Source organism: Nocardia sp. NPDC056611 (assembly GCF_042792755.1).
In the GTDB taxonomy this organism is placed as follows: domain Bacteria; phylum Actinomycetota; class Actinomycetes; order Mycobacteriales; family Mycobacteriaceae; genus Nocardia.
In genome coordinates, this window is sequence record NZ_JBHTVV010000002.1 from 788,278 (window position 1) to 811,768 (window position 23,491).

General features: G+C 69.7%; 21 protein-coding genes. 14 read left to right on the plus strand and 7 right to left on the minus strand.

The annotated features are described in order from the left end of the window. Nucleotides 1–238: 238 nt before the first annotated feature. The 4 genes from gap to ACFRAQ_RS12290 are packed head-to-tail and all read left to right on the plus strand — an operon-like array spanning nucleotide 239 to nucleotide 3,750. Entirely contained in the window at nucleotides 239–1,258 is a 1,020-nt protein-coding gene (gene gap / locus ACFRAQ_RS12275; protein WP_357083207.1) for a type I glyceraldehyde-3-phosphate dehydrogenase, read from the plus strand. A 6-nt stretch (nucleotides 1,259–1,264) separates the two neighbouring features. Beyond that, nucleotides 1,265–2,476, plus strand: a complete 1,212-nt coding sequence (locus tag ACFRAQ_RS12280) for a phosphoglycerate kinase (RefSeq protein WP_379097944.1) — start codon at nucleotides 1,265–1,267, stop codon at nucleotides 2,474–2,476. A gap of 3 nt (nucleotides 2,477–2,479) precedes the next feature. Continuing rightward, nucleotides 2,480–3,265, plus strand: coding sequence for a triose-phosphate isomerase (gene tpiA / locus ACFRAQ_RS12285; RefSeq protein WP_357286240.1), 786 nt, complete (start codon nucleotides 2,480–2,482; stop codon nucleotides 3,263–3,265). Nucleotides 3,266–3,321: 56 nt separating this feature from the next. Next, nucleotides 3,322–3,750 (plus strand): nitroreductase/quinone reductase family protein, encoded by a 429-nt coding sequence (locus tag ACFRAQ_RS12290; protein WP_379097949.1) that lies wholly within the window; start codon nucleotides 3,322–3,324, stop codon nucleotides 3,748–3,750. Here ACFRAQ_RS12290 and ACFRAQ_RS12295 read toward each other — a convergent pair. Beyond that, nucleotides 3,719–4,810, minus strand: coding sequence for an FAD-dependent oxidoreductase (locus ACFRAQ_RS12295; protein ID WP_379097952.1), 1,092 nt, complete (start codon nucleotides 4,808–4,810; stop codon nucleotides 3,719–3,721). The genes ACFRAQ_RS12290 and ACFRAQ_RS12295 overlap by 32 nt on opposite strands. Nucleotides 4,811–5,009: 199 nt before the next feature. Between ACFRAQ_RS12295 and ACFRAQ_RS12300 the strand changes: the two genes are divergently transcribed. The 3 genes from ACFRAQ_RS12300 to ACFRAQ_RS12310 all read left to right on the plus strand — a co-directional run bounded on the left by ACFRAQ_RS12300 (nucleotide 5,010) and on the right by ACFRAQ_RS12310 (nucleotide 8,631). Beyond that, a complete protein-coding gene (locus tag ACFRAQ_RS12300; protein WP_379097955.1) occupies nucleotides 5,010–5,597 on the plus strand; it encodes a TetR/AcrR family transcriptional regulator in 588 nt (195 codons plus the stop codon). A gap of 54 nt (nucleotides 5,598–5,651) precedes the next feature. Next, nucleotides 5,652–7,331 carry a 3-oxosteroid 1-dehydrogenase gene (gene kstD / locus ACFRAQ_RS12305; RefSeq protein WP_379097957.1) on the plus strand — a complete coding sequence of 560 codons (1,680 nt, stop codon included), beginning with the start codon at nucleotides 5,652–5,654 and terminating at the stop codon, nucleotides 7,329–7,331. Nucleotides 7,332–7,530: 199 nt separating this feature from the next. Further along, a complete protein-coding gene (locus ACFRAQ_RS12310) occupies nucleotides 7,531–8,631 on the plus strand; it encodes a DUF5685 family protein (RefSeq protein ID WP_379097960.1) in 1,101 nt (366 codons plus the stop codon). A 57-nt stretch (nucleotides 8,632–8,688) separates the two neighbouring features. Here the strand turns inward: ACFRAQ_RS12310 and ACFRAQ_RS12315 are convergent, their stop codons facing one another. Further along, nucleotides 8,689–9,099 (minus strand): hypothetical protein, encoded by a 411-nt coding sequence (locus ACFRAQ_RS12315; protein WP_379097963.1) that lies wholly within the window; start codon nucleotides 9,097–9,099, stop codon nucleotides 8,689–8,691. A gap of 153 nt (nucleotides 9,100–9,252) precedes the next feature. On the opposite strand from ACFRAQ_RS12315, the gene ACFRAQ_RS12320 reads away from it, so the two are divergent. Further along, nucleotides 9,253–11,607, plus strand: a complete 2,355-nt coding sequence (locus tag ACFRAQ_RS12320) for a galactose oxidase-like domain-containing protein (protein WP_379097966.1) — start codon at nucleotides 9,253–9,255, stop codon at nucleotides 11,605–11,607. A 35-nt stretch (nucleotides 11,608–11,642) separates the two neighbouring features. Continuing rightward, complete coding sequence (locus tag ACFRAQ_RS12325) at nucleotides 11,643–12,419, plus strand: enoyl-CoA hydratase-related protein (RefSeq protein ID WP_379097969.1); 777 nt, start codon at nucleotides 11,643–11,645, stop codon at nucleotides 12,417–12,419. A gap of 148 nt (nucleotides 12,420–12,567) precedes the next feature. Here the strand turns inward: ACFRAQ_RS12325 and ACFRAQ_RS12330 are convergent, their stop codons facing one another. After that, nucleotides 12,568–13,392: a TIGR02452 family protein gene (locus tag ACFRAQ_RS12330; RefSeq protein ID WP_379097973.1), complete on the minus strand. Its 825-nt coding sequence runs from the start codon at nucleotides 13,390–13,392 to the stop codon at nucleotides 12,568–12,570. 118 nt (nucleotides 13,393–13,510) lie between these two features. On the opposite strand from ACFRAQ_RS12330, the gene ACFRAQ_RS12335 reads away from it, so the two are divergent. From ACFRAQ_RS12335 to ACFRAQ_RS12355, 5 genes are all read left to right on the plus strand, one after another. Further along, on the plus strand, nucleotides 13,511–13,873 hold the full coding sequence (locus ACFRAQ_RS12335; protein WP_379097976.1) for an ACT domain-containing protein: 363 nt from the start codon (nucleotides 13,511–13,513) through the stop codon (nucleotides 13,871–13,873). 124 nt (nucleotides 13,874–13,997) lie between these two features. After that, nucleotides 13,998–14,369: a BlaI/MecI/CopY family transcriptional regulator gene (locus ACFRAQ_RS12340; protein ID WP_379097979.1), complete on the plus strand. Its 372-nt coding sequence runs from the start codon at nucleotides 13,998–14,000 to the stop codon at nucleotides 14,367–14,369. Between the two features lie 284 nt (nucleotides 14,370–14,653). Further along, on the plus strand, nucleotides 14,654–15,034 hold the full coding sequence (locus ACFRAQ_RS12345) for a hypothetical protein (protein WP_379097982.1): 381 nt from the start codon (nucleotides 14,654–14,656) through the stop codon (nucleotides 15,032–15,034). 99 nt (nucleotides 15,035–15,133) lie between these two features. Beyond that, nucleotides 15,134–16,270: a PLP-dependent cysteine synthase family protein gene (locus ACFRAQ_RS12350; RefSeq protein ID WP_379097985.1), complete on the plus strand. Its 1,137-nt coding sequence runs from the start codon at nucleotides 15,134–15,136 to the stop codon at nucleotides 16,268–16,270. Then, entirely contained in the window at nucleotides 16,267–17,589 is a 1,323-nt protein-coding gene (locus ACFRAQ_RS12355) for an MFS transporter (RefSeq protein ID WP_379097988.1), read from the plus strand. The genes ACFRAQ_RS12350 and ACFRAQ_RS12355 overlap by 4 nt, the downstream gene beginning before the upstream one ends. 12 nt (nucleotides 17,590–17,601) lie before the next feature. On the opposite strand, the gene ACFRAQ_RS12360 is transcribed toward ACFRAQ_RS12355, so the two are convergent. The 4 genes from ACFRAQ_RS12360 to ACFRAQ_RS12375 all read right to left on the minus strand — a co-directional run bounded on the left by ACFRAQ_RS12360 (nucleotide 17,602) and on the right by ACFRAQ_RS12375 (nucleotide 23,444). Next, nucleotides 17,602–18,543, minus strand: a complete 942-nt coding sequence (locus ACFRAQ_RS12360; protein ID WP_379097991.1) for a M56 family metallopeptidase — start codon at nucleotides 18,541–18,543, stop codon at nucleotides 17,602–17,604. Between the two features lie 293 nt (nucleotides 18,544–18,836). Next, nucleotides 18,837–21,026, minus strand: coding sequence for a thiamine pyrophosphate-dependent enzyme (locus tag ACFRAQ_RS12365; protein WP_379100235.1), 2,190 nt, complete (start codon nucleotides 21,024–21,026; stop codon nucleotides 18,837–18,839). Between the two features lie 191 nt (nucleotides 21,027–21,217). Next, nucleotides 21,218–22,702: an Ig-like domain-containing protein gene (locus ACFRAQ_RS12370; protein WP_379097994.1), complete on the minus strand. Its 1,485-nt coding sequence runs from the start codon at nucleotides 22,700–22,702 to the stop codon at nucleotides 21,218–21,220. Nucleotides 22,703–22,886: 184 nt separating this feature from the next. Further along, complete coding sequence (locus ACFRAQ_RS12375; RefSeq protein ID WP_379097997.1) at nucleotides 22,887–23,444, minus strand: exonuclease domain-containing protein; 558 nt, start codon at nucleotides 23,442–23,444, stop codon at nucleotides 22,887–22,889. Between the last annotated feature and the right edge of the window lie 47 nt (nucleotides 23,445–23,491).

The window sequence follows — 23,491 nt, forward strand, 5'->3', positions numbered from 1 at the left end:
TCTCTCGGGGCCCTCTCGCCCGCCCCCGGGGGGGGGGCCCTATCCCTCGCGCGTCCCGGGGGGTTTTCTCGGCGGGGGCCGCGCCCCCCCCCCCGCGCCCCCCCGCTTCCGGTCGTCTGTGGCGAAAATGATCGTTTTCGTATGTTCACCGTGGCGGGGGTGTGTCCGTGATGTTTCTGTTACAGGGCTAGGGTTAGCACCGCAACGGAAACGATCCGCAAAGCTGAGGAGCGAAAACGTGACTGTCCGGGTAGGTATCAACGGCTTCGGCCGTATCGGGCGCAACTTCTTCCGAGCCGTCGAGGCGCAGAAGGCCCTCGGCACCACCGACATCGAGATCGTGGCGGTCAATGACCTGACCGACAACAAGTCGCTGGCGACCCTGCTGAAGTACGACTCGATTCTGGGCCGCCTGCCGCAGGACGTTTCCCTGGACGGCGACGAGACCATCGTCGTCGGCGACCAGCGCATCACCGCGCTGGCCATCAAGGAGGGCCCCGCCGCCCTGCCGTGGGGCGACCTCGGTGTCGACGTGGTCGTCGAATCCACCGGTATCTTCACCGACGCCACCAAGGCCAAGGGCCACCTGGCCGCCGGCGCCAAGAAGGTCATCATCTCCGCGCCCGCCAAGGGCGAGGACATCACCATCGTGATGGGCGTCAACGACGACAAGTACGACGGTTCGCAGAACATCATCTCGAACGCGTCCTGCACCACCAACTGCCTGGGCCCGATCGCCAAGGTGCTCAACGACTCCTTCGGCATCGAGCGTGGTCTGATGACCACCGTGCACGCCTACACCCAGGACCAGAACCTGCAGGACGGCCCGCACTCGGATCTGCGTCGCGCCCGCGCCGCCGCGCTGAACATCGTGCCCACCGGCACCGGCGCCGCCAAGGCCATCGGCCTGGTGCTGCCCGAGCTGCTCGGCAAGCTCAACGGTTACGCGCTGCGCGTGCCGGTTCCGACCGGTTCGCTCACCGACCTGACCGTCGACCTGGCGCGCGCCGCCTCGGTCGAGGAGATCAACGCCGCCATGAAGGCCGCCGCGGACGGCCCGATGAAGGGCATCCTGAAGTACAACGTCGACCCGATCGTCTCCTCCGACATCGTGACCGACCCGCACTCCTCCATCTACGACGCGCCGCTGACCCAGGTCATCGACAACCAGGTCAAGGTCGCCTCGTGGTACGACAACGAGTGGGGCTACTCCAACCGTCTCGCCGACCTCGTCGGCCTCGTCGGCAAGTCCCTCTAAGCGCCGATGACGATCAAGACTCTCCAGGATCTGCTGAACGAGGGCGTCGAGGGCCGCGGCGTGCTGGTGCGCTCGGACCTGAACGTGCCGCTCGACAACGGCGTCATCACCGACCCGGGCCGCATCATCGCGTCCGCGCCGACCATCAAGGCGCTGGCCGAGGCCGGCGCCAAGGTCGTGGTGACCGCGCATCTGGGCCGCCCCAAGGGCGAGCCGGACCCGAAGTTCTCCCTCGCCCCGGTCGCCGCGCGACTGGCCGAGGAGCTGGGCCGCAATGTCCAGCTGGCCGGTGACGTGGTGGGCCAGGACGCGCTCGCCCGTTCCGAGGGCCTCACCGACGGTGATGTCATGCTGCTCGAGAACATCCGTTTCGACGCGCGTGAGACCAGCAAGGACGATGCCGAGCGCACCAAGCTCGCCAACGCCCTGGTCGAACTGGTCGGCGACGACGGCGCTTTCGTGTCCGACGGTTTCGGTGTGGTGCACCGCAAGCAGGCGTCGGTCTACGACGTGGCCAAGCTGCTCCCGCACTACGCGGGCAACCTGGTCGCGGCCGAGACCGAGGTGCTGAAGAAGCTCACCGAGGACCCGGCCCGCCCGTACGCGGTCGTGCTCGGCGGCTCCAAGGTCTCCGACAAGCTGGCGGTGATCGAGGCGCTCGCGCCGAAGGTCGACACGCTGGTCATCGGTGGCGGCATGTGCTTCACCTTCCTTGCCGCACAGGGCCTTTCGGTGGGCACCTCGCTGCTGCAGGAAGAGATGATCGACACCTGCAAGGGCCTGCTCGACAAGTACGCCGACGTCATCCACCTGCCGGTGGACATCGTGGTGGCCGACAAGTTCGCCGCGGACGCGGAGTCGAAGACGGTGCCCGCCCACGAGATTCCGGACGGCTGGATGGGTCTGGACATCGGCCCCGACTCGGCCGCTCGCTTCGGCGCGCTGCTGACCGAGGCCAAGACGGTGTTCTGGAACGGCCCGATGGGCGTGTTCGAGTTCGAGAAGTTCTCGGCCGGTACTCGCGGTGTCGCCGAGGCGATCGCCACGGCCACCTCGAAGGGCGCGTTCACGGTCGTCGGCGGTGGCGACTCCGCCGCGGCGGTGCGCACCCTGGGTCTGCCCGATGACGGTTTCTCGCACATCTCCACCGGTGGCGGCGCGTCGCTGGAATACCTGGAGGGCAAGGAACTCCCCGGTCTCGCGGTTCTGGAGGACTGAGCCATGGCACGTAAGCCTTTGATCGCCGGCAACTGGAAGATGAACCTCAACCACCTCGAGGCCATCGCTCTGGTGCAGAAGATCGCGTTCGCGTTGCCGGAGAAGTACTTCGACAAGGTCGACGTCACGGTGGTTCCGCCGTTCGTGGACCTGCGCAGCGTGCAGACGCTGGTCGAGGGTGACCGTCTGCTGATCACCTACGGTGCCCAGGACGTCTCCACCCACGACGAGGGCGCCTACACCGGCGAGATCAGCGGGTCCATGCTCGCGAAGCTGGGTTGCAGCTTCGTCGTGGTGGGCCACTCGGAGCGGCGTCAGTACCACAACGAGGACGACGCCACCGTGCTGGCCAAGGCCAAGCAGGCGCTGAAGTACGGCATCACCCCGATCGTCTGCATCGGTGAGGGCCTGGGCGTCCGCGAGAGCAAGACCCACGTGGAATACAACCTCGAGCAGCTGCGCGGTTCGCTCAAGGGCCTGACGGCGGAGGAGATCTCCAAGGTCGTCGTCGCCTACGAGCCGGTCTGGGCCATCGGCACCGGCAAGGTCGCCACCCCGGCCGACGCGCAGGAAGTCTGCGGCGCCATCCGCAAGGAGCTCGCCGAACTGGCGAATCCCGAAGTGGCCGCGGGCGTCCGCGTCCTCTACGGCGGTTCGGTCAACGCCAAGAACGTCGGCGAACTGGTCGGTCAGGCCGACATCGACGGCGCCCTGGTGGGCGGCGCGTCGCTGAAGGGTGACGAGTTCGCCACCCTCTCGGCCATCGCCGCCGGCGGTCCGCTGCCGTAACGGTTTCCGTCGCACAGGGCCGGGCATCCCACGGATGCCCGGCCCTTGTCGGCAGAATGACCGGTATGAGCGACTGGAATACGAACATCATCAACGAGTTCCGGGCCAACGCGGGCCGGGTGGGCGGGCCGTTCGAGGGCGCGCCGATGATCCTGGTGCATCACCGCGGCCGCAAGACCGGTCGTGAGCTGGTCACGCCCACCATGTACATGGCCGATGAGCAGGACCCGGCGGTCGTCTACGTCTTCGCCTCCAAGGCGGGCGCGCCGACCAACCCGGACTGGTACTACAACCTCACCACCGCTGGGAAGGCTCAGGCCGAGATCGGCACCGAGACCTTCCCGGTCGTCGTCACCGAGGTGAAGGGCGCGGACCGCGATCGGATCTACGCCGAGCAGGCCCGGCGGTATCCGGGATTCGCGGAGTACGCGGAGAAAACGGCCGGAATCCGGGCTATTCCGGTGCTGGCGCTGCGTCGCGTCTGAGGTCGGTGGACCGGTCGGGCCCGGCCTCGGATGAGGCCGGGGCTCGGCTCGCGGACGGCCGGGCGCGCAGGGCTGCGGCCCGATCGGCGAGGATGCGGTGACGACGGGCGGTCATCGCGTCGGCGGGGGATGCGCCCGAGATGAGGGCCTGGTGGACGGCGTAGGCGTCTTCGAGCGCGTCGCGGGCGCCCACTCCGGCGGCGGGGGTGATGGCGTGGTCGGCGTCGCCGATCAGCAGGATCCGTTCGCCGGGCGATGCTGCGTCTTCGAGGGGGATCGTGCGGGCATTGCTGACGTGGACCGACGCGGTGGCGCCCAGGAACGTATCCACGAGCGCGAGGTTGGAGGGACACGCGGCGCGGATGCGATCGGCCCATTCGGATACGGGCCTGACGCCGGACGCGGCACCGCGGTCGGGCAGGGGTGGCGCCACGATGCGGACGAACCACAGGGCCGCCGAATCACCCGGCCGCCAGAGATGGCCGAGCGTGCTGAAAACCCTGCCGGTGGAATCTGTTTCGGCGAAGAAGTGCAACGTGGCGGGGGAGGTGAGGAGTTCGACCGGCTCGGTGGTCATGCCGTACACGACGTTGTCGCCGGTGTAGACGGGGACGCGAGTGGGTTCGATGTGGGACCGGACTACCGAATCGATGCCGTCGGCTCCGATCAGTAGGCCATCGGTGACGTCATCGGTGAGTGCCGTCCAGGTTGCCGCCAGGCCGTAGTGCGTTCGCGCGCCGGACGACTCGACGAAGCCGTGCAGGACGCGCATCAGATTGTGGCGCAACCAGAATCGGTGGCCGCGGCTGGGGGAGGTGCCGTGCCGGCCCGCGCTGTCGGCGTAGGAGAGGCCGCCGGTCAGCGGGTACGAGGCGGCCATCAGCGCATCGGTGTCCACGCCGAGGCCGGTGAGGGCGTCGTGGCCGCGGCCGTCGATGAAGAGGAACGCCCCGGCGTCGGTGCGTGCGGACCGCTCGTAGAGCGTCACCTCTGCGCCGCGGCGCGCGAGTGCGCCTGCCAGGGCCGAGCCCGCGATGCCCGCGCCGATGACGGTGGCCATTCGAACCTCCTTTCAGCCGTCCATGATGCGGGGTATTGCTGAGCCCCAACGCGAGTCCGGCCGAATCGCGGCATGTCATGGGCTGTGTCGCCGGTACCTGCCCGGTTTGCGTGGATCGACGGCAAGATGACTGTGAATCCACTCTTGACAGTAACTGTCATAAAGGGAGATGCTGTCGGTGACGGAAGGAGGTCTGCGGATGTCACTACGGGAGCGGCAACGGCGGCAGATCCGGGCCGAGATTCAGCGGGCGGCGTTCGAGCTGTTCGCGGCGCAGGGATTCGGCGAGGTGACCACCGAGCAGATCGCGGCGGCCGCGGGGGTGTCGGCCAGTACCTATTTCCGGCATGTGCGCAGCAAGGAGGATCTGCTGCTCGATCCCGTGCGTGAGGGCGGGGCTCGGATCGTGACGCTGCTGGAAGGGCGGGACGAGGCCGAATCCGCGGATGTGGCGCTGGCGCAAGCGATTCTGACTCGATCCACGAGCTCGGCCGCACAGGACCTGGAGCAGTGGCGGGCGGCGTTCCAGACCGCACCGCACCTGCTGGAGCGAGTCGCGCTGATCACGCCGGAACATCGGGCGCGCTTGGTCGAGCTGGTCGCGGAGCGGATGGGGCGGGACGCGGGCCAGGACAGCACCCCGGGCCTGCTGGTGCATCTCATGCTGGCGGCGGCGGAGTTCGGATACCTGCAGTGGCTGCGGAATTCGGCGCATCCGGAGATGTCGCTGGCGGTGTGCGTCGAGGGCGCGCTCGACGCCGTGACCGGGGAGCGCTGGCGCGGCTGAAAAGCCTTGGCGTGTCAGTGAACAGCTTCGAACGAACGAACAGGGTGAGGAACAATGCAGGACGACAAGGCGACCGGCCAGAGCTTCGATGTGATCGTGGTGGGATCCGGTGCGGCAGGGATGGCGGCGGCGCTGACCGCCGCGAAGCACGGGCTGTCGACGGTGATCGTCGAGAAAGCGGCCTACTGGGGTGGATCGACGGCGAGATCCGGTGGCGGTGTGTGGATTCCGGGCAACTCGGCACTGCGAGGATCCGCTCCGGCCGATGACCTCGAGGCCGCGCGGGTCTATTTGAAGGACATCATCGGTCCGGGCGTGCCGGCCGAACGCATCGACACCTTCCTCGACCGTGGCGCGGAGGCGTTCGACTTCCTCTCAGCGCACTCGCCGATGCGCATGCGGTGGGTTCCCGGCTACTCCGACTACTACCCCGAGGCTCCCGGCGGCCGCTCGCACGGCCGATCGGTCGAGCCCGCGCCGTACAACGCCACCGGTCTGGGCGCCGAATTGTCCACCCTGGAACCGGATTACGTGCGCGCCCCGAAGAACGTCGTGATCACCCAGGCCGAGTTCCGGCAGCTGCACCTGGGCCTGCGCAACCCGCGCAGCCCGCTGACCGGGGCTCGCGTCGCGGGCCGCTGGCTGGCGGCGACCGTGCTGCGCCGCCGCGTCCTCGCCCGCGGCCAGGCCCTGAGCGCCATGTTGCGCGCGGGTCTGCTGGAGGCGAACGTCCCGCTGTGGCTGGAGACGCCGCTGCTCGACCTGCGTACCGAGGACGGCCGGGTCACCGGCGCGGTGGTGCGCCGCGACGGCCGCGAGCTGATGCTCACCGCCCGCCGCGGCGTGATCATCGCGGCGGGCGGTTTCGAGCACAACGAGGCCATGCGCAAGCAGTACCAGCGCGAACCCATCGGCACCGACTGGACCGTCGGCGCGAAGGCCAATACCGGCGACGGTATCCGCGCCGGCGAGAATGCCGGTGGCGCGGTCGAGTTCATGGCCGACGCCTGGTGGGGCCCGTCCATCCCGCTGCCGCGGCTGCCCTGGTTCTGCCTGGCCGAACGCAACCTGCCGGGCAGCATCGTGGTCAACGACCGCGGCGAGCGGTTCATGAACGAGTGCCTGCCCTATGTGGAGGCGACCCACGAGATGTACGGCGGCGAATACGGCCAGGGGGCGGGCCCGGGGGAGAACCTGCCCGCCTGGCTGATCTTCGACCAGCGCTACCGCAACCGCTACCAGTTCGCGGGCGTCCCGCCCCGGCAGCCGCTGCCGGGCCGCTGGTTCAAGTCGGGCGCACTGACCCGCGCCGACTCGCTCCCCGAACTCGCGGAGAAGATCGGCATCCCGGTCGAGAACCTCCGCGCCACGGTGACCCGTTTCAATGAATTCGCCGCCGCCGGAACCGATCCCGACTTCGGCCGCGGCAACAGCGCTTACGACAACTACTACGGCGACCCGCGCAACCGCCCGAACCCGAACCTCGGCGCGCTGGAGACCGGTCCGTATTACGCCGCCAAGCTGGTCCCCGGTGACCTCGGCACCAAGGGCGGCCTGAGTGCCGACACCGACGGCCGCGTCCTGCGGGCGGACGGTTCGGTGATCGAGGGCCTGTACGCGGCGGGCAACGCCAGCGCCCCCGTCATGGGCCACACCTATGCCGGTCCCGGCGCGACCATCGGCCCCGCCATCGTCTACGGCTACCTCGCCGCCCTGCACGCGGCGGGCAAATAGCCGCTCCGGCGTCGGCGCCGGCACCGGGCCGCTGTCGAGCGTGAGAACGGCAGCGGTGGCGGTGGTCGCGGGGCGAGCTGTCGCGCTGCCGCCCAACTGGATTCGATCTACACCGTCCATGTGGTGTCGGCGACGAACACGCGGTGCGGATTCGCGATCCGCCCGACGGATGCCCCCGTGAAGGGTTACCGTCGATAGGGTGTTCGGCATCATCCGGCCCTGCCGTCACCGGTTGGGCGAGGAACTCGGGCGGGCGTGGCTGGCGCAACTGTGCGGCCTGTGCCTGGCTTTGCGGGACGACCACGGTCAGAGCGCCCGCATGGCAACCAATTACGACGGGCTGATCATCTCGGCCCTGGTGGAGGCGCAGTCCACCGCGCCGCCCACGCGCCGAGCGGCCGGGCCCTGCCCGCTGCGCGGCATGCGACGCGCGGATGTCGCCACCGGTGACTGCGTCCGGCTGGCGGCCACGGTCTCACTGGTCCTGGCCGCCGCCAAGGTGCGCGATCATGTCGACGACCACGACGGGGTCGCGGGCACGGCCGGATTCCGTCCTGCCGCCCGGCGGATCGCCCAACGCTGGGCCCGTCAGGGTGAATCCACCGGCGCGAGACTGGGTTTCGATACCGGCGTCCTGGTGACGGCGGTGGACCGGCAGACCGAGATCGAGGCCGCCGCCGTGGTGGGCACCCCGTTGCTCACGGTCACCGAACCCACCGAGACCGCCACCGCGGCCGCCTTCGGGCACACCGCGATCCTGGCGGGCCGCCCCGGTAATGTGGCCGCCCTGACCGAGGCCGGCCGATTGTTCGGCCGCATCGCGCATCTGGTCGACTCGGTCGAGGATCTGACCGATGACGTGGCCCGCGGAACATGGAATCCGCTGGTGGCCACGGGTACCGATGTCGCCGAGGCGCACCGGCTGTGCGTCGATGCTGTGCTGGGCATCGAATTGGCTTTGGCGGAGGTGGAATTCACCGATTCGCGGCTGATTCACAAACTGCTGAAACACGAATTGGGTCGCTCGGTGACCCGGACCTTCGGTGGCTCCGCGCCCGCGTGCGCGAATCATGCCGTTATCGCGCCGCGGTCGCGGTGGCGTCGGCGCGGTCCGGACCCGTGGGGCCCGCCGCCGGGTTACGGCGGATACGGCCCGGGGCCCGGCTATTACGGGCGCGCGCCGCGTCGCCGGAGCGGTTGCTGCCTGCCGTGCTGCGAGGGTTGCGTGTGCTGCGGTGAGGGCTGCTGCTGTTGTGGCGAGGGCTGTTGCTGCTGCGAGGAAACCTGCTGCGACTGCTGAGGTCGGCGCGGGTGTGGTGAGCCGCCCCCACCGGGTGGGCGGCTCACCGCTCGCGTATCAGTGCGACGAGCCCGAGGCGGAGCCGGTCGGGATGAAGCCGCCGATGCTGCCGGTGCTGAAGTTCGAGGAGCCGGACACGGTGGTGGTGGTGTCCAGGGTCCAGGTGCCGCAACCGCTGGTGAAGAAGGCGACATCGGTGGACTTGATCTCGACGGTGGCCTTGCCGCCGACCGCGCCGCCGGCCTCGATGGTGGCGCCGGTGCCGCCCGCGAGCGAGGACAGGCGCGCCCAGGCGCACAGCTGGGTCGCGGTTGTGGTCTTGTAGACGCCCGGCTGGATGTCGATGCCGACCTTGAAGGTGGAGTCGGAGCCGATGACGGTGGCCAGCGACGCCTCCGCGGTGCCCGCGCCGGCGAGCAGGGCGGCGGCGGTGAGCGCCAGGCCGTTGGCCCAGAGTGCCTTGTTCATGGTGAAATCCTCAGTGTGTGAAACGAGAGCGTTTCGCAGGGTAATGGGTTTCCCATTCGCCGGGAGGGTTTTCCGTAACGTGGCGTAAACGGCCATCGGCGAGATCTGGACATCGGCTCCCGCATACGGCGCGCGACACCGATAATGTGCTGTGTGGCAGGGCAATTCGTTCCCATTCCCAATTGGTTCTCGCGTGACAATCAGGACTGCGGCATCGCCGTCGCCGACCTGAACGGTCAGGGCGCACTCGACATCGTGGTCCTCATGGTCGACGACCCGGCCGGCCAGAACACTGGAAGCTACCGGGTCGGCCACACCCTCGCCGCCGACGGCACGGTCGGGGAGTGGGGACCCTGGCTGGCGGTGCCCGACTGGTGGGGGTGGGAGAACCAGGGCGCGGGCATCGCGGTCGGCGACCTGAACGGCAACGACCGACCCGACCTGGTGGTCTTCCTCGTCGACAACCCCGCCGGCCAGAACCAGGGCTACTACCGCATCGGCCGCGACCTCGCCCCCGACGGCGCCGTCACCGGCGGCTGGACCCCCTGGCGGCAGATCCCGGACTGGTACGGCTGGGAGAACCAGGGCGCCGACATCGGCCTGACCAGCATCGACGGCGAACCGGTCCTGGTGGTGCTGACCGTCGACAATCCCGACGGCCAGAACAGCGGCCGATTCCGGCTGGCCAAGGGCCTGGCCGCGGACGGCTCGGTCGGGCAGTGGACGCCGTGGCTCGAGGTGCCCGACTGGTGGGGCTGGGAGAACCAGGGCGCGGGCCTCACCGCCGCCGACCTGGACGGCGACGGCCGCCCCGAGCTCATCGTCTTCACCGTCGACCACCCGCGCAACGGGAACGGCGGGCGGTACACCGTCGGCTGGGGACTGGACGGGACCGGGCATTGCGTGGACGGCTGGAGCCGTTGGTCGCCCGTGCCCGACTGGGGTTTCGCCGCCAACCAGGGCGCGGCCGTCGCGCTGCTGCCCGGCGCGGGCGAGCTCCCGAAACTGGTGGTGGGCACCATCGATCATCCCGCGGGCGGCAACTCCGGCTACCTGCGCGTCCTGGACCTCGATACCGATCTGTCCGCCGCGGCCACCCAAGGCGCTTGGCGCATACTGGATTTCGGCACCGAGGTGAATCCGGTACACGCGGCGCTGCTGCACACCGGCGACGTCTTGTTCTTCGCCGGATCCGGCAACGATCCGGACCGGCTCGACGCCCACGAGTTCCGCACCCGGGTCTGGCACTACCCGAATCCCGGCCTGGCCGCGCCCGCCACGCCCATCGACCTGTTCTGTTCCGGGCAGGCGTACCTGCCGGACGGGCGGGTGCTGGCCGCGGGGGGAACCGGGCAGTACGACCCGTTCTTCGGCCTGCGCGACACCCTGATCTTCGATCCGGCGACGCTCACGTGGACCGCGCAGCCCGATATGGATTACGGGCGTTGGTACCCCACCCTGACAGCGCTGAAAACCGGGGAGGTGGTGGCTGTTTCGGGTCTCGGCGCGGACGGGTTCCTGTCGCAGACACCGGAACTGTTCGATCCCGAGAAGCTCACCTGGTCGAAATTGCCGGTGCCCGGGCCGATCCCGATGTACGCGCATCTGGTGCTGCTCGTCGACGGCCGCATCTTCTACACCGGCGGGCAATACGGCACCAATAACGGGATGCGGCCCTCGATCTGGGATCCCGTGCTCGGTTCGGTCACCGAGGTGCCCGGCCTCTACGATCCCGAATCCCGCAGCCAGTCGACCAGCGTGCTGCTGCCGCCCGCGCAGGCGCAACGGGTCATGATCCTCGGCGGCGGCACCGTCGACGCGCACGGCCCCGGAATGGCATTGTCCGACACGCGCATCGCCGACCTGAGCGCCGCCGTACCCGCCTACCAGGCGGGTCCGCCCATGACCTACGCCCGCATGCACGTCTGCGCGGTGGTGCTGCCGGACCGCACCGTGCTGGCCACGGGCGGTTCGGCGATGGAGGAGACGGCCGACGCGGTCCCGCCCAGCGGGGAGATCTACGACCCGATCGCGGAAACCTGGACCCCGACCGCCCCGCAGCGGGTGGCGCGGCTGTACCACTCGGTGGCGCTCCTGACTCCCGACGGCACAGTGGTGACGGCCGGATCGAATCCGCAGCGCAAGACCGAGGAACTGCGCATCGAAGTGTTCTGGCCGCCCTACCTGTTCCGGGGCGCTCGACCGGAATTCGAGATGACTTCGGGCACAGCGGAATACGGTGCGACCCTGACGCTGACCACGTCGGCCGCCGTCCGCGAGGTGAGCCTCATGCATCCCACGTCATGCACCCACTCCTGCGATAACAGTCAGCGCCTGGTCGATCTGCCGATCACCGCGACCGGGGCCGGCACGGTCTCGGTGGCCATGCCCTCGAATCCGGCGTTGGCTCCGCCCGGCTGGTACCTCGTGGCGGTCGTGGACACCGACAGGGTTCCCTCGGTCGGCCAATGGCTGCGACTGGGGGTGGCCGCGCCTTCGCCGGTGTGACCGCGAACGGGGGCCGCCCGCACTACCGTGGAAGTATGACCGCGGAGTACGAGCACCTGCTCGTCAAAACCGATGGTGACACCGTCACCATCACCATGAACCGGCCCGATCGGCGTAATGCGCTGTCGGCCGATCATCTGTCCGAACTGCTCGCGGCGTTCCGGGCGGCGGGGGAGACCGACGCGTCCGGCATCGTGCTGGCCGCGGCCGGGCCCGTGTTCAGCGCGGGCCATGATTTCGCGGATGTCGCGGCGCGGGACCTGCTCGGTGTTCGCGATCTGCTCACGTTGTGCCAGGCGGTGATGACCACCCTGGAAGAGGTTCCGCAGGTGGTGATCGCGCGGGTGCAGGGGCTGGCCACCGCGGCTGGTTGTCAGCTCGTCGCCTCCTGTGACCTGGCCGTCGCCGCCGACTCCGCGGGCTTCGCGCTGCCCGGTGGCAAGGGCGGCTGGTTCTGCCACACCCCGGCGGTTCCCGTTGCGCGGTCCATCGGCCGAAAGCGCTTGATGGAGCTGGCGCTGACCGGCGATGTGATCGATGCTCGGACCGCCGTCGACTGGGGTTTGATCAATTACGCGGTACCGGCCGCCGAGCTCGACACCGCCGTCGCAGACTTGCTCGGCCGGGCCACGCGGGGGAGTCGCGCCAGCAAGGCGCTGGGCAAGCGCACCCTCTACGCGCAGCTCGACCGCCCCGAGGCGGACGCGTACACGCTCGCGCGGGAAGTCATGGCCGCCGCCTCCCAATTGCCCGGCGCGAGTGAGGGAATGGCCGCCTTCCTGGAGAAGCGGTCGCCTGTCTGGCCCGATTGACGGGGCGAGGCCGACCATCGCGCTCAGTCGCGTCTCGACTGATTCAGATCACGGGTATCCAAGTCTGTAGATATTGCAATCTGAATATGGATTGCGAGAATGTCGCGGCCGCCGCGGGACCCGGCGTGAGTTCCGCGGGCAACCGCGGCTACGAGGATGCGGCCGAGCCGAATCGGGCTGCGAACGCGGCACGGTTGGCCGAGACGGGGGAGCGGTCCCACACCGCGAAGACGACCCGCTCGAAGGCGGCGCCGTGCGCGCGCAGCGCGAGGTCGAACGCTTCGGCGACCTCGTTCGGGTCATTGCGGAACACGCCGCAACCCCAGGCGCCGAGCACCAGTTCGCGCACCCCGTGATGGGCGGCGACGGCCAGTACTCGGGTGGCGCGTTCGGCGAGGAGGCCGCGCACATCGGCCGGGTGGCCCGAACGGTCCGCGAGCGCACCGGCATTCGGGGCGGGCGAGGTCAGGAAAGAGGTCGTGAACGGGTGCGGGTCGAGTTCGCCGCGGTCGTCCCGGATGACCGGGACCTCGGGAGCGTAGATGACGCGATCGCTGTAGCCCAGGTCGTCGGAGGCGCGGTGGGCCTCGTAGTAGCGGGGTGCCTCGAGCAGGCACCGGTAGAGCAGTGCGCTGCGGCAGAGATCCTCTTCCTGGGCGCGGGCGCCGCGAATGTAGCCGCCGCCGGGGTTGCGAGCGGACGCGAAGTTGAGTACCGCCAGGCGTTTTCCGCCTTCGGTGTGGAGTCGGCGCGCGGCTTGGAGGCTGCCTTCGGCGGTGACCTCGGGGCGACCGGTGAAGGGTCCGGTGACCGGTGTGCCGAGGTCTTCCTCGGGCTCGTGGCAGAGGGTCCCGGCCCGGGCCTGGGTCAGCGGGGCGCTGATGTCGACGAGGGTCCCGTCGCTGGTGTGGTAGCTGCCGAGCATGGCGATCTGCTCGTTCTCGGTGGCGATTTGTCGTGGGCTGGTGGTCATTTCGCCGACTCTACGGCCCGGTTCCGGAACCGTCATCCGAATTTTAGTCGCTGGCACCAATACTGGTCGGCGCGGTGGGAGAGCCGGAAGTGTCGGGCCCGCCGCCTACGATGTGGCCATGAGCGGCTCCCAGCGTTTGCGGATCGTCCCGTCGCAGTTCGCGGTGGATCATCTGCCGAATTCGACGTTTCCGGAGGACGACGAGTGGATCGCGCTGGTGCGAGCGCCGGAGGGGCTCACCGTGATTCGTGAGGCGCCGGCGTGGGCCGAGGGGGAGACCTGGAAGGGCTTCTACGGCATCGACGCCGGGAGTCTGAACTCGCCCGGCGCGCTGGCCGCGCTGATCGGGCCGCTGGCGGAATCGTCGATCCCGGTGTTCGTCGCCTCGACCTTCCATGCCGATCTCATCCTGGTTCCGGCGCATCGGCTGGAGGAGGCGTCGGCGGCTCTGCGGGACGCGGGGCACCGCCTGGCGGAGTGAGGCCGCTCCCGGCGCGGCTCGGCGGACCCGGACAACGCCAAATGTTGTGAGGTCGTGCCACCCACATTACTGTCTACGTACGTAGAACGTACGAATGGCGTGCCGAGGTGAGGAGACGTCGGACGTGAGTGCACGAGGCTTCGGCGATCTGGAAACCGTCATCATCGAACGGATCTGGGATCGCCCCGAGAAGACGACGGTTCGGGAGCTGTTCGACGAGCTGGCCGCCGAGCGCGACATCGCGTACACCACCGTCATGTCCACCATGGACAACCTGCACCGCAAGGGCTGGCTGGAGCGTGAGCGGGTCGGCAAGGCCTACCGCTATTGGGCCAGTCTCAGCCGCGAGGAGTACAGCGCGCGGCTCATGCGCGAGGCGCTGGGCAGCGGCGGCCGTTCGGAGTTGGTGCTCGCGCATTTCGTGGAGCAGATGAGCGCGGAGGAGTCCGAGGGGCTGCGCGCGGCGCTGCGGAAGTTCACGCGCGGCAAGCGCTGATCGTCGGGGGCCGGTGGCCCTGACTGTCGTAGGCACGTCGCGAGTTCGGCGTGTCGGGCGTTTCGATGGCGCGAACCCCATGCGTGTCCTGTCCTTTTGCTCCGTATTCGCCTCGCGCGGACGTGAACCCGGTCACGGGGTTGCTACGAACTACGTACGTAGATAGTAGATTGTTTCGAGAGCGTGTCAACCAGGTTCCGGCGCGATGACCTCGCACGGCGCCATGGCCGCTCGACCGGTGAAAGTGACGGCGGAACAGTCGAATTCGGGCAGGAGGTGGCGGCGTGAGCCGTGGCAGCGGTTCGGGCCGGTTCCTGTGGGGACTGCTGTTCGCCGTGCTGGTACTGGTCGCCGCGATCACCGACTGCGCCGCCGGGGCGGGCGCCGACCATTCGCCCGGATTGAGCCATGCCCAGACCGCCGGAGTCTCCGGCGAGCCGCTGGGCGGCGAATCCGCACACTGTGACCCGCATGTCGAGCACGCCATCCGTTCGGCGTCACCCGGCGAGGAGCATGCTCCGGAGTTCACCGCCGAACGGAACGCGGTCGAGGTCGGTCTCGCGAACCAAGGTGTCGCCACCGCCGTCCACGGGGTGCGCGGACCGCCGGGAGGTGCGGTCGGCGGCCGATTACTGCTGACGCGCTTGTGTATCGCCCGACGCTGATCGGTCAGCGGCAGGCCGGGGCCCAGCGCCCGCGGCCGGAGTCCGTTGCCGTGCACGTCATTCCGCCCCCGTGGCGGTCCGATACCGAAAGCGACAGTCATGGACCGAGGTCTGCTCGACGAATTCGACATGCTCACCACCAGCTCCGGCTTGCCCGTACTGGCCCGCGAACCGCGCGCCCTGGTCGGCAATACGCCGGTCCTGTGGGTGGGCGAGCCCTTCGCGCCGGCCGGGCGCGGCTTCTGGGCCAAACTCGAAGGCCGCAATCCGGGCGGCATGAAGGACCGGCCCGCATTGCACATGGTGCGTCGCGCCCGTGAGCGAGGCGAGCTCGCACCCGGCGCGCGAATCATCGAATCATCCAGCGGCACTCTGGGTCTGGGGTTGGCCCTGGCCGGGCTGGTGTACGGGCACCCCGTGACGGTGGTGACCGATCCCGGCCTGGAACCCATGGTCGCCCAGCTGCTCGCGGCCTACGGTGCGCGGGTGGACCTGGTGCGGGAACCGCATCCGGAGGGTGGCTGGCAGCAGGCGCGCCGCGACCGCGTCGCCGAGCTCCTGGCGGCGGAGCCGGGTTCCTGGTGCCCCGACCAGTACAGCAACCCCGACAACGTGGACGCCTATGAGTCCCTCGCGCGGGAGCTGATCGAGCAGCTGGGCGGCGTGGACGTGCTGGTGTGCGCTGTCGGGACCGGCGGCCACTCCGCCGGCATCGCGCGCGCCCTGCGCCGCACCAATCCCGCGTTGTCGCTGATCGGCGTGGACACCGTGGCCTCCACCATCTTCGGTCAGCAGGCCGGTCCCCGCCTCATGCGCGGGCTCGGGTCGAGCATCCATCCGCGCAATGTCGACTACGCCGCCTTCACCGAAATCCATTGGGTCGCACCGGCCGAGTCGGTCTGGGCCTGCCGGACCCTGGCCTCGGGCTACCTGTCCAGTGGCGGCTGGAGCGTCGGCGCGGTCGCGCTGGTGGCCGGGTGGGCGGCCCGCACCCATCCTGAGGGCACCCGCATCGCGGCCGTCTTCCCGGATGGTCCGCACCGCTACTTCGACACCGTCTACAACGACTCCTATTGCGCCGCACACGGTCTGCTGGACGCGGGCCAACCGGCGGGGCCCGATGTGATCGCCCATCCCCGCGAGCGGCAGGTCGAACGATGGACCCGCTGCACGACCGTCATCGACCCCCGCATACCCGAGCGCGCGCGTGACGCGACCCCGGGACCGCTGTCGTGAGTGTCCTGGCAAAGTTTCGCGGGTTCGACCGGGCGGCCCAGCTGCTCATGGTCAACCAGTTCGGCATCAATCTGGGCTTCTACATGCTCATGCCCTATCTGGCCGGATACCTGTCCGGCCCCCTTGGGCTGGCGGCGTGGGCGGTCGGGCTGGTGCTGGGCGTGCGCAACTTCTCGCAGCAGGGCATGTTCCTGGTGGGCGGCACGCTGGCGGATCGGCTGGGGTACAAGCCGCTGATCGTGGCCGGATGTCTGTTGCGGACAGCGGGTTTCGCGCTGCTGGCGTTCGCCTCGGATCTGCCGAGCCTGATCATCGCCTCGGCGGCGACGGGTTTCGCGGGCGCGCTGTTCAATCCGGCGGTGCGCGCTTATCTCGCGGCCGAGGCGGGGGAGCGGCGGGTGGAGGCGTTCGCGGTGTTCAATGTCTTCTATCAGGCTGGGACCTTGGCGGGCCCGCTGGTCGGATTGGCGTTGCTGGCGTTGGATTTCCGGGTGACGGCGGCCGCGGCGGCGGTGGTGTTCGCGGCGCTGACCGTCGCCCAGTTGTTCGCGTTGCCCGCGCGCCGCGCGGCCGAGTCCGCCGTGCGGACCTCGGTGCTCGAGGATTGGCGCACGGTGGTGGCGAATCGCCGGTTCGTGGCGTTCGCGGCGGCCATGGTCGGCTCGTATGTGCTGTCGTTCCAGGTGTATCTGGCGCTGCCGTTGCAGGCGGAATACCTGGCGGGGGACCGGGCGCAGGCGGTGACCTCGGCGTTGTTCGTGATCTCCGGTGTCGTCGCGGTCGCGGGCCAGTTGCGCATCACGGCCTGGTTCCGCGGCCGATGGGGGACCGGGCGCGGTCTGGTGGTGGGGGTGGCGCTGCTGGCGGTGTCGTTCCTGCCGTTGGCGATCGTGCCGTCGGGCGGGATCTTCGGTGACGCGGTGGCGCTCGGCGCGCTGCTGCTGGCGGCGGCGGTGCTGGCGGTGGGGACGGCGGCGGTGTTCCCGTTCGAGATGGACACCGTGGTGTCGCTGTCGGGAAATCGGCTGGTGGCCACGCATTACGGCTTCTACAACACCGTGGTGGGCATCGGAATCCTGATCGGCAACCTGGCCACGGGCGCGCTGCTGGGCGCGGCGCACGCCGCGGGCACGGAGTGGGCGGTCTGGCTGGGATTGGTGGTGATCGGTGTGATCGCGGCCGTGGCGCTGGCGGTGCTGGACCGTTCGGGACGCGAGCCCACGCGCGGCGGCCGCCATCGTAAACGCCCGTCGCACGGGATGCCCCCGTCCGGCCGGGTGGTCGATTACCCGACCCAGCCGCTGCCGGCCCGGCGCTGACATCGCCCACGATCAGGTCAGGCAGACCTCGATGCCGATGGTGGCCGCGATGAGCGCGGCCACCGGAATGAGCATGGCGGTCAGGGTGGCGGCCACGGCCGCGGTGCGCGAGTGGGACCGGGCGACATCGGCCGGTTCGGACAGTCGCCGCACACGGGAGCGCAGCACCGCGTGGGTGGTGTCGGACTGTTCGGGCAGCGCGGCCATGGTGAGCAGGGCCTGCAGGACCGTGTCGCGGCCGTGGATGCGCGCGGCCGCGTCGTCGGCCAGCATTTCCAGCAGGCGCGCCACCTCGGCCGCGCCGATGGTGAACAGGTCGACCCGCGGCAGCACGGTGGCCAGGCCGCGGGTCAGGGTGAGCAGCAGGTGGTGGCGTCCGGTCAGGTGGGCGCGCTCGTGGGACAGCACCGCTTCGAGGTGGTGGTCGTCGAGGGCGGTGAGCACGCCGCGGCTGACCACGATCGTATGGGGTTTGCCCGCAACGCAATACGCGGCGGGATGATCCACGTCGAGGATCACGGCGTCCAGTTCGGGGTGGTGGCGTCCGGCCAGGCGGGCCATGCGCGCGTGCTCGAGTGCGCTGCGGTGCGATCGCCACAGGGTGGTGGCGAGCCGGAACGCGACCACCAGACCCGCGAGGGCCGCGAAGAAGGACAGGATCAGCAGGCCGGTCTGCAGGTGGCGCCCGTAGTGGCCGATCGCCGCGTCGTGCAGGTGCAGGAGGCAGGTGTCGAGGAAGCGGGCCGGCAGCACCGAGATCTTATGGGTGCCGATGTCGACCACGATGATGGTCACCGTCACCGTCCATGCCAGCAGGGTAGAGATCATCACCGCCACCCACGCCGCGACCGCGATGCGCGGTGCGGCCCCCGACGCGCTGATCCGCCGCAGCACCCGGGGCGCGAGCACCGCGACCGCGAACCCGTACAGCAACAGACAGACGGCGACACTCATCGGCCCACCCGCGATCGCGCGGCCCGCATCCGATCTCCTCCCGTGGAATCCGCCCGAGTGTAGGGGGCAAAACTGAGGACAGCCTTACTGTCGCGCGCGAGTTTGCGAATCGTGTGCGGGTCGCTACGTGCCCCTTGCGGGCGGCCCCGCGTCTACGGTATTACGTATCTACGTAGTTGATACGTAGATGGGCTGGGTGTCGTCCTCCGACGGCACCGGGGCGCCGACCGGAACCGGCGTCGACCACGGGCGGGGCCGGGCTTCCAAGCGAGCAGGCCCGGCTCCGTCCGTGGTCACCGGCGCGCGGCCAGCAGGCGCAGCGCGCCCGCCTCGATCGCGTCCTCGTCCAATAGCACCGACGATGCCGCCGGGCCCAGCGGCACGAAACTGTCGGCACTGGTGACCCGGGCGAGCCCGCCGTCGAATCCGGCGTCCAGCAGCGCCGCGCACACCGCCTCGGAAACGCCTCCGCTGCGGCGGGTTTCGTCGGCGATCAGCACCCGCCCGGTGGCGCGGGCATGGTCGAGGAGATCCTCCACCGGCAGCGGGGCCAGCCAGCGCAGGTCCAGCACCCGGGCGTGGATGTCGCGCTCGGCCAGTCGCCGCGCCACCCGCAGGCTCATCGGCACCCCGTTGCCGAAACTCACGATGGTCAGGTGCGTGCCCGTGCCGTGGACCCGGGCCCGGCCGATCTCGGCATGGCGCACACCGGAAATCGGCGCCAGCCAGCCGCCGTCGCCGTCGCGATGCAGGTCGCGGGTGTGATAGAGGGCGATCGGCTCCACGAACACACACACCCGGCCGTCCACCCGCGCCGCCGCCACACACGTGCGCAGCATCGCCGCGGCGTCGTCGGCGCGCGACGGCACCGCCAGCACCAGACCGGGGATATCCCGCAGCGCGGCAAGGGAATTGTCGTTGTGGAAGTGGCCGCCGAAGCCCCTCTGATACGCCAGACCCGCGATGCGCACCACCACCGGATTGCGATAGCGGCCGCCGGAGAAGAACGACAGTGTCGCCGCCTCGCCGCGCAACTGGTCCTCGGCATTGTGGACGTAGGCCAGGTATTGGATCTCCGGGATGGGTACGAAGCCCGCCAAGCCCGCGCCGAGCGCGGTGCCCAGCACGCTCTGCTCGTCGAGCAGGGTGTCGAAAACCCGTCGCACGCCGAAACTTTGCTGCAGGCCCTTGGTGACGCCGTACACCCCGCCCTTGCGGCCCACGTCCTCGCCGAACACCAGCACGTCCGGGTCGCGGGCGAGCAGGTGCGCCATGGTCTGATTCACCGCCTGGGCCAGGGTGAGCGGGTCGCCGTGCACCGACTCGGGGCCCTCTGTGCCGCGCAGGGCGTCGGCGCGGACCGCCGCGGGCCGCGCGGGAGCCAAGGGGGCCTGTATTTCGGCGGCCGAGCCCAATTTCGGTTCGTGCCAGGCACTGTCGGCGGCCTTGGCGACCTGTTCGGCGATCTCGTCGTGGCGGGCCAGGATCGCGCCCGGGGTCGCCACCCCGGCGGTGACCAGCAGCCGGGCGGTCGCGGCCACCGGGTCGCGGCGCAGATCGGCGGCCATGTCGGCGGGGCGCCGGTAGGCCGATTCGACATCGGAGCCCGCGTGGCCGAGCAGCCGCACCGTGCGCAGGCGCAGGAAGGCCGGCGTGCGGTGGGCGCGAACATGATCGGCGGCCGCGGTCGCCGCCGCCAGCGCCGCGGGCAGGTCCGCGCCGTCGGCGTCGAAGTACGCCAGGCCGGGGCGTGAGCCGTAGGCCTGTTCGATCCAGGTGCGGGGGGTGGGCACGCTGATGCCCAGGCCGTTGTCCTCGCACACGAACAGGATCGGCATGGTCACGCCCTGGTGGGCGGTGTGGATCGCGGTATTGATCGCTCCGGCGGCGGTCGAGTGATTGGCCGAGGCGTCGCCGAAACTGCACACCACCACCGCGTCGGTGGGCCATTCGGTGCGCAGCCCCAGCTGTGCGGCCCGCCCCAGCGCGAAGGCCAGGCCGACCGCGCGCGGCAGATGCGAGGCGATGGTGGAGGTCTGCGGGATGATGTGGGCGGGCTTGCTGCCGAAAACCTTGTGCCGCCCACCGGAAATCGGGTCGGCGGCCGCCGCGGTCACGCCCAGCAGGACGTCGCGGATCGGGTCCAGGCCCGGGATCTGCCGGGTGCGGTGCACGAAGAACGCGCCCGAGCGATAGTGCAGCAGCGCCGGATCGGTGACCCGTAGCGCTGCCGCGACCGCGGCATTGCCCTCGTGCCCGGCCGATCCGATGCTGTAGTAGCCGTGTCCGTCGCGGCCCAGCCGCCGTGCGGCCAGATCCAGGTGCCTCGAGGTGGCCTGGGCGTCGAACAGGGCCAGGGCCAGCTCACCGGTGAGCCCGGAGGCGGCGTCGATCGTTTCCCCCTGCGCGCGAGCCGGTCCCGGTGTCGCCGCGGTGACCTCCGCGCGAAACCACTGATCCAGATCCGCTTCGCGGTCGTTGATGACGCCCTCCCATATGCCCTATAGGTCGCGTACGCCGGGAACTCAGCGTAGAGGTGACGCGGCGCTACCTGCGGCAACATCCGATCCCTCGGCCAGTCCGTCCAGCCTGCCGCGAATCGGCGCGGCCGGGGACCATTTCGCGAAGATGTCGCCGGACGGCGGGGAGGGGACCGCCCGGCGACATCACCTCGTTACTTGCTCGAGCCGGTGCCGCCGAGCAGGGAGCCGAGGCTGCCGGTCCCGCTGCCGGTGTCGACCCCGCCCGCGGCGGTGGCCACCACGACCGAGGCCCGGTCCGAGGACGCGTTCACGGTGCCCTGGCCGGAGTACTCGGCGGTCAGCGTGCGCTGGCCCGCGGTGGCCGGAGTCCACTGGATGGTGGCGGTGCCGTCACCGGAGACCTGCGCGGTGCCGACCACGGTGTTGCCGTCCTTGAAAGTGACACTGCCACCGGCAGTTCCGGGCTTCACCGTCGCGGTCACCGCCACCGCCTTACCGACCTGCGCGCCCGAGACCGGGGACAGGGTGGTGGTGGAGTCGGTGTTCTGGGCCGGGGCCTCGGCCACGGTGACCTGCGTGGACGTGGTGGAGCCGGTGACGCCGTCGCGGCCGGAGAAGGTCGCGGTCAGGGAGTGCGCGCCCGCCGTGGCCGGGGTCCACTGGTAGGCGGCGGTGCCGTCGTTGCCCACCGGGACGACCGCGAGGGAGGCGTCCCCGTCACGGATCTCGACGGTGCCGCCCGCCGCGGCCGGGCTCACCGTGGCGGTCAGCGTGGTCGCCTTGCCGACCTGCGCGCCCGAGGCGGCGGTCAGGCTCACCGTCGAGGTCTGGTTCTGCTCGGACACCTGCGCGGTGACCGTCGCCGAGGTCGACCCATTGGCGGCCGCGGTGCCCGCGTACTTCGCGGACAGGCCGTGGTCGCCCTTCACCGCGGGGGTCCACTGGAAGGTCGCGGTCCCGGCCGCGTCCAGCGCCCCGGAGCCGATCTTCGTTGTGCCGTCGAAGAAGTCGACCGGGTCGCCCGCCGCGCCGCCGGTGACGGTCGCGGTCAACGTGGTCGCCACACCGACGCGCGCGTTCTGCACGGGGGCCAGCGTGGTGGTGGTCGCGTTCTTGCCGACCGTGATCGAGGGGCCCTTGGTGCCGTAGTTGCCCGAACCGAGCGACCCGCCGTAATCCATGCCGCTGGTCAGCGCCGCACCGCGCGCGCAGTCGTGTCCGACCTTGTACTGCACGGTGAAGATGGGGGAGCGGTGGAAGCCGGGACGGTTCTGCACGGACCACTCGGTGACTCCGAACGACACGCGCACGTAGCCGTAGCCATTGCCCTCGTCGGCATTGACCTCGGGATTCGCGTACGGGTAGTCGCCGTCATTGCCGGTCATCTTGGCCGAGCCCGCCACATAGGTCAGGCACGCCGCGTGCCGGTCCTTGATGTTGTAGAGGAACTCGTCGGTCCAGCTGGTGCGCTCGAACTTGGTGCTGACCGTGACGGTGTCGCCCTCGGCGGGAGTGGTGTTGCTGACGGTGCGGGTGAACTGCGAGGAGCCGTCGCTCCAGGTGATCGTTCCCGGGTCCGCCTGGGCCGCGCCCGCGCCGAACAGCGCCAGCGCGCCCGCCGCCGTGGTGGTCGCCGCGCAGGCGGCCATACCGCGCGCAATAACTCTGTGTGCCATGGATTTCCTAGATGTTCGATGGTCTACGCCCGCGGAGCTGGTCCTCGGCGTGGAAATGAACATTAGGGTCGTCGGGCCGCAGAGCTGAAACATTGAAATGCCGTTAGTTCACAACATTCCGTTGTCAGTCGACCATGCATAAAAGACCATGTAGCGCAGGGTTTTCGGGCAATGGCACAAAGCGTCAGCCCGGCCACGAACCCTTACTCATCAGCTCCGCGATCAAGGCGGCGATATTCCACGCATCGTCCCCACCGCGATGATGTGTTCCCTCCAACGCCAGCCCGGACAGCCGCAGCGCGCCCGCCATGCCGTAGCGGCGTTCGGTCTCGTGCGCCGCGGAGAACGCCAGTTTGGCGTTGGTGTGCTTGCGACCGAACGGATAGCGCACACCCGTGCCCTGGCATTGCGCGGTGAACTGTTTGCGGTCGTAATCGCCCCAACTGGCCCACGGCCGCGAATCGGCGTGAAATTCGGTGCGCAGCCGTTCACACGCCTCGGCGAAAGTAATGCCCGCGCTCACCTGTTCGGGAGTGAGTGTGGTCAGGCTCGTGCAGAATTCACTCACCGCCGAATGCTCGGGCCGCACCAGAATGCTGTGCTTGCTCACCCGTTCCCTGGTCACGGTATCGAGCACGCACAACCCGATTTCGATGATCTCGCTGGGCTGTCCCGGCGGGTTCGGTCCCGCCCAGCAGGTGGCCTCCACATCCACCACATTCAGGAATCTCGTAGTCGTCATGGAATCGGACGCTAGCGCGCCGATACCGTCCGGCGACAATGATTTTC

What these genes read in the sequence shown, in the direction of transcription:
- tpiA (WP_357286240.1), top strand. Translation starts at nt 2,480, where the DNA reads ATGGCACGTAAGCCTTTGATCGCCGGCAACTGGAAGATGAACCTCAAC.
- ACFRAQ_RS12295 (WP_379097952.1), bottom strand. Translation starts at nt 4,810, where the DNA reads ATGGCCACCGTCATCGGCGCGGGCATCGCGGGCTCGGCCCTGGCAGGC.
- ACFRAQ_RS12370 (WP_379097994.1), bottom strand. Translation starts at nt 22,702, where the DNA reads ATGGCACACAGAGTTATTGCGCGCGGTATGGCCGCCTGCGCGGCGACC.
- ACFRAQ_RS12350 (WP_379097985.1), top strand. Translation starts at nt 15,134, where the DNA reads ATGGACCGAGGTCTGCTCGACGAATTCGACATGCTCACCACCAGCTCC.
- ACFRAQ_RS12360 (WP_379097991.1), bottom strand. Translation starts at nt 18,543, where the DNA reads ATGAGTGTCGCCGTCTGTCTGTTGCTGTACGGGTTCGCGGTCGCGGTG.
- ACFRAQ_RS12280 (WP_379097944.1), top strand. Translation starts at nt 1,265, where the DNA reads ATGACGATCAAGACTCTCCAGGATCTGCTGAACGAGGGCGTCGAGGGC.
- ACFRAQ_RS12375 (WP_379097997.1), bottom strand. Translation starts at nt 23,444, where the DNA reads ATGACGACTACGAGATTCCTGAATGTGGTGGATGTGGAGGCCACCTGC.
- kstD (WP_379097957.1), top strand. Translation starts at nt 5,652, where the DNA reads ATGCAGGACGACAAGGCGACCGGCCAGAGCTTCGATGTGATCGTGGTG.
- ACFRAQ_RS12330 (WP_379097973.1), bottom strand. Translation starts at nt 13,392, where the DNA reads ATGACCACCAGCCCACGACAAATCGCCACCGAGAACGAGCAGATCGCC.
- ACFRAQ_RS12335 (WP_379097976.1), top strand. Translation starts at nt 13,511, where the DNA reads ATGAGCGGCTCCCAGCGTTTGCGGATCGTCCCGTCGCAGTTCGCGGTG.
- ACFRAQ_RS12325 (WP_379097969.1), top strand. Translation starts at nt 11,643, where the DNA reads ATGACCGCGGAGTACGAGCACCTGCTCGTCAAAACCGATGGTGACACC.
- ACFRAQ_RS12300 (WP_379097955.1), top strand. Translation starts at nt 5,010, where the DNA reads ATGTCACTACGGGAGCGGCAACGGCGGCAGATCCGGGCCGAGATTCAG.
- ACFRAQ_RS12290 (WP_379097949.1), top strand. Translation starts at nt 3,322, where the DNA reads ATGACCGGTATGAGCGACTGGAATACGAACATCATCAACGAGTTCCGG.
- ACFRAQ_RS12315 (WP_379097963.1), bottom strand. Translation starts at nt 9,099, where the DNA reads ATGAACAAGGCACTCTGGGCCAACGGCCTGGCGCTCACCGCCGCCGCC.